Here is a 5,055-nt window from a genome sequence, read left to right as displayed (position 1 = left end):
AAACGCCGTCCACCGGTCAGCGGCGCCCTGCTCTCCCACGGGCTTACCCCGCAGTACCATCGGCGCTGGCCGGCTTAGCTTCCGGGTTCGGAATGGGACCGGGCGTGCCCCGGCCGCCAGAGCCGCTGACCGGTGGGCGGCGTTCCGCCCACCCGGGGGCCTACGCGTGCCCTGAGGGCCGCACAGCGAGGTCTCCGTCCCGACCCGCCCGGACGGCGGGGAGAGATGTCGAAGAGAAGAGCTCGGGCGATTAGTGCCGCTCGGCTGAGCACGTCGCCGTGCTTGCACCTGCGGCCTATCAACCAGGTGGTCTACCTGGGCCCTTACCGGAAGGAGAACTGATCTCGGGAACGGCTTCCCGCTTAGATGCCTTCAGCGGTTATCCGCGCCGGACGCGGCTACCCGGCCATGCCGTTGGTCGACAACCGGTTCACCGGAGGTCCGTCCACCCCGGTCCTCTCGTACTAGGGGCAGCCTCCCTCGATTCTCCTGCGCCCACGGAGGATAGGGACCGAACTGTCTCACGACGTTCTGAACCCAGCTCGCGTACCGCTTTAAACGGCGAACAGCCGTACCCTTGGGACCTGCTCCAGCCCCAGGATGCGATGAGCCGACATCGAGGTGCCAAACCTTGCCGTCGATGTGGACTCTTGGGCAAGATCAGCCTGTTATCCCCGGAGTACCTTTTATCCGTTGAGCGACGGCCCACCCACGCGGGGCCGCCGGATCACTAGAGCCTGCTTTCGCACCTGCTCGACTTGTGGGTCTCGCAGTCAAGCCCGCTTGCGCTCTTGCACTCAAAAGGACGGTTGCCGACCGTCCCGAGCGGACCTTCGCGCGCCTCCGTTACCCTTTAGGAGGCGACCGCCCCAGTCAAACTACCCACCTGGCACGGTCCCCGCACCGGATGACGGCTGCGGGTTAGGACGCCGGGCGCGCGGGGGCGGTATTCCAAGGGCGGCTCCGCCGGGGCTGGCGCCCCGGCATCCAAGCCTCCCGCCTATCCTCTACGCGCGCGTCCAGCGGCCAATGCCAAGCTGCAGTGAAGGTTCACGGGGTCTTTCCGTCCTTCCGCGGGTAAGTCGCATCTTCACGACCAGTGCAATTTCACCGGGTCCATGGTCGAGACAGCGCCCAAGTCGTTGCGCCTTTCGTGCAGGTCGGAACTTACCCGACAAGGAATTTCGCTACCTTAGGACCGTTATAGTTACGGCCGCCGTTTACCGGGGCTTGGCTTCGGAGCTTCGCCTTGCGGCTGACCCCTCCGCGTGACCTTCCGGCACCGGGCAGGCGTCAGACCCTATACGTCGCCTTGCGGCTTCTGCAGAGTCCTGTGTTTTTGGTAAACAGTCGCTTGGGCCTCTTCACTGCGGCCCCCCTCGGCTCGGCCGGCGAGCGGCTCCACCTACGCGGGGGCACCCCTTCTCCCGAAGTTACGGGGCCATTGTGCCGAGTTCCTTGACCATGGTTGACCCGATCGCCTCGGTATGTTCTACCCACCCACCTGTGTCGGTTTGCGGTACGGGCGGGGACGCTCCTGCCTAGGGGTTTTTCTGGGGACCGGGGCTCGACCGCTTCGCTGAATCGCTTCGTCCGGGGCCGCCCCCTCGCGCGGACCGGATTTCCCTGGTCCGCGGGGGCCATCCCCATCACCGGGACGTCCAGAACCCGGCCGGCCTACCCCGATCCGTCGCCCCGTCGGTCAATAGCGGCGCGTCTCCGGTGCAGGAATGTCTGCCTGCTGCGCTTCGGCTACGCCTGCCGGCCTCGCCTTAGCCCCCGACTGACCCTGGGGGGATTAGCCTCGCCCAGGAAACCTCGGGTTTACGGCGGACGGGTTACTCTCCCGTCTCTCGCTACTCATGCCAGCATTCTCGCTCGGATGAGGTCCACGGCGCGGTTCCCCGGCCGCTTCGCCCCGCATCCGACGCCCCCCTACCGATGACGATGTCATCCCGCCGCTTCGGTACCGCGCTTAGCCCCGTGTATTGTCGGCGCGCGCCCACTCGACCAGTGAGCTGTTACGCACTCTTTGAAGGGGTGGCTGCTTCTAAGCCAACCTCCTGGTTGTCTGCGCGAGCGCACATCCTTTGCCACTCGGCGCGGATTTGGGGACCTTAGCGGGCGGTCTGGGCTGTTTCCCTCTCGAGCACACAGCTTAGCCCACATGCTCTGACTGCCGGGATCTGGGCCGTCGGCATTCGGAGTTCGGTTCGAATCGGTAGGCGGCGAAGCCCCCTCATCGATCCGGTGCTCTACCTCCGACGGTGAACTCCCGACGCTAGCCCTAAAGCTATTTCGGGGGGAACGAGATATCTCCGGGTTTGATAGGCCTTTCACCCCTATCCCCAGGTCATCGGAGCACTTTTCAACGTACTGCCGTTCGGCCCTCCACGGGGTCTTACCCCCGCTTCAGCCTGCCCAGGGATAGCTCACCCGGCTTCGCGTCCGCGGCCGGCGACTCATTCGCCCTGTTCGGACTCGCTTTCGCTGCGGCTCGCTTCAAAGCTTAACCTCGCCGCCGGCCAGCGACTCGCTGGCTCATTCTACAAAAGGCACGCCGTCACAGCGCAAGGCTGCTCCGACTGCTCGCGGGCGCACGGTTTCAGGTACTGTTTCACTCCCCTCCCGGGGTGCTTTTCACCTTTCCCTCACGGTACTGGTGCGCTATCGGTCACAGGAGAGTATTCAGGCTTGGATGGTGGTCCACCCAGGTTCGGACCGGGTTTCACGTGCCCGGCCCTACTCAGGGACCATGATCGGTGGGTACCTCGAGGGTCCGCCTACGGGGCCCTAACCCTGTGCCGCCGGCCTTCCCATGCCGTTCGGCTCCCCTCGGTACCTCGCCGCCGGGGGCGGCAGCCCCCGGGCACATGGCCCTGCAACCCCGGCGGGGAGAAGGCTGCCGCCCGTAGTCCCTCGCCGGTTTGGCCATAGGCCCCCTTCCGCTCGCCGCTACTCGGGGGATCTCGCAGTTGATTTCTTCTCCTCCGGGTACTTAGATGTTTCAGTTCCCCGGGTTGTCCTCCCCCGGCCTATGTGTTCGGCCGGGGGATGCCGTGACTCCTCACGGCGGGTTCGCCCATTCGGAGACCCGCGGGTCGAAGGGTGTGTGCCCCTAACCGCGGATTATCGCAGCTTGCCGCGTCCTTCGTCGGCTTCCTGTGCCAAGGCATCCGCCGTGCGCCCTGCATATCTTCTCTTTGTCGTATCTGCTGGGTATCACATACCGCCGGGGGCTCCGCCCCCGGCGACCGCGATCACGATGCTTCTGACTTCAACCCGCGAAAACGGTGATGTACCGTGTTTCGCATTCGTTGACGCAGAATCGATAATCTCGTATCTCTCTCTACTATCCGTTTCGGATCGAGAATCGGTGCGCAGGGATCGCTCCCTGCGCTCTCGCTATGCGGCTCTCAAGGTACGCGGGGCGACCCCGGGGACCGGACGCTGCGGGGACTCGGGGGAGGCGGGCGGGCACACCTGCGCCGTAGCAATGTGAGATATTCACTGTCTTTCTTCCTATGGAAGCCTATTCTCCCTAGAAAGGAGGTGATCCAGCCGCACGTTCCCGTACGGCTACCTTGTTACGACTTCACCCCCCTCACCCTCCACACCTTCGACGCCTCCCCCCTGAAAGGTTGGGCCGGCGGCTTCGGGTGCAGACGACTCGGGTGGTGTGACGGGCGGTGTGTACAAGGCCCGGGAACGCATTCACCGCGGCATGCTGATCCGCGATTACTAGCAACTCCGACTTCATGGGGGCGGGTTGCAGCCCCCAATCCGAACTGGGGCCGGCTTTCAGGGATCCGCTCGGCGTCGCCGCCTGGCATCCCGCTGTACCGGCCATTGTAGCACGTGTGCAGCCCTGCGCATAAGGGGCATGATGACTTGACGTCGTCCCCGCCCTCCTCCGCCTTGACGGCGGCGGTCCCGCGTGGGTTCCCGGCATCACCCGATGGCAACACGCGGCGGGGGTTGCGCTCGTTGCGGGACTTAACCCAACATCTCACGACACGAGCTGACGACAGCCATGCACCACCTGTGCGCCCTCCTCTCGGCCACGGGGTCTCCCCCGCTTCAGGCGCATGTCAAGCGCAGGTAAGGTTCTTCGCGTTGCTTCGAATTAAGCCACATGCTCCGCTGCTTGTGCGGGCCCCCGTCAATTCCTTTGAGTTTTAGCCTTGCGGCCGTACTCCCCAGGCGGGACGCTTAATGCGTTGGCTGCGGCACGGGGGGATCGTCCCCCCACACCTAGCGTCCATCGTTTACGGCTGGGACTACCAGGGTATCTAATCCTGTTCGCTCCCCCAGCTTTCGCGCCTCAGCGTCGGTCTCGGCCCAGAGGGCCGCCTTCGCCACCGGTGTTCTGCCCGATATCTGCGCATTCCACCGCTACACCGGGCATTCCACCCTCCCCTACCGGACCCAAGCCGCGCGGTTCGGGGGGCGGCCCGGGGTTGAGCCCCGGGATTTGACCCCCCGCCTGCGCGGCCGCCTACGCGCGCTTTACGCCCAATGAATCCGGATAACGCTAGCCCCCTACGTATTACCGCGGCTGCTGGCACGTAGTTAGCCGGGGCTTCTTCTGCAGGTACAGTCTTGTCTCGTCCCTGCTGAAAGCGGTTTACGACCCGAAGGCCTCCATCCCGCACGCGGCGTCGCTGCGTCAGGGTTGCCCCCATTGCGCAAGATTCCCCACTGCTGCCTCCCGTAGGAGTCTGGGCCGTGTCTCAGTCCCAATCTGGCCGGTCGGTCTCTCAACCCGGCTACCCGTTGTCGGCACGGTGGGCCGTCACCCCGCCGTCTACCTGATGGGCCGCGGAGCCATCCCCCTCCACCTGGGTTTTGCCCGCCGCGAGATGCCTCGCTGCGGGGTCATCGGGTGTTACCCGCCGTTTCCGGCGGCTATCCCCGAGAGGGGGGCGGGTTCTCCACGTGTTACTCAGCCGTTCGCCACTCGCTTCCACCCGGAGGTGGGTGCCGTTCGACTTGCATGTGTTAGGCGCGCCGCCAGCGTTCATCCTGAGCCAGGATCGAACTCTCCGTCCAATT

3 rRNA genes are annotated in these 5,055 nt (G+C 65.1%); all 3 read right to left on the bottom strand.

The features are described from left to right. Positions 1-14: 14 nt before the first annotated feature. A 5S ribosomal RNA gene (gene rrf / locus QUW00_RS09315) occupies positions 15-130 on the bottom strand. Between the two features lie 100 nt (positions 131-230). After that, positions 231-3,203: ribosomal RNA gene (locus QUW00_RS09310) — 23S ribosomal RNA — on the bottom strand. A gap of 342 nt (positions 3,204-3,545) precedes the next feature. Beyond that, positions 3,546-5,052 (bottom strand): 16S ribosomal RNA (locus QUW00_RS09305). Together the 16S, 23S and 5S rRNA genes form the textbook arrangement of a ribosomal RNA operon. Between the last annotated feature and the right edge of the window lie 3 nt (positions 5,053-5,055).

The organism is Collinsella tanakaei, assembly GCF_030373545.1.
Classification (GTDB): domain Bacteria; phylum Actinomycetota; class Coriobacteriia; order Coriobacteriales; family Coriobacteriaceae; genus Collinsella; species Collinsella tanakaei_C.
The sequence above is the reverse complement of the archived record's forward strand: the minus strand, read 5'-3'. Positions and strand labels throughout refer to the sequence as shown.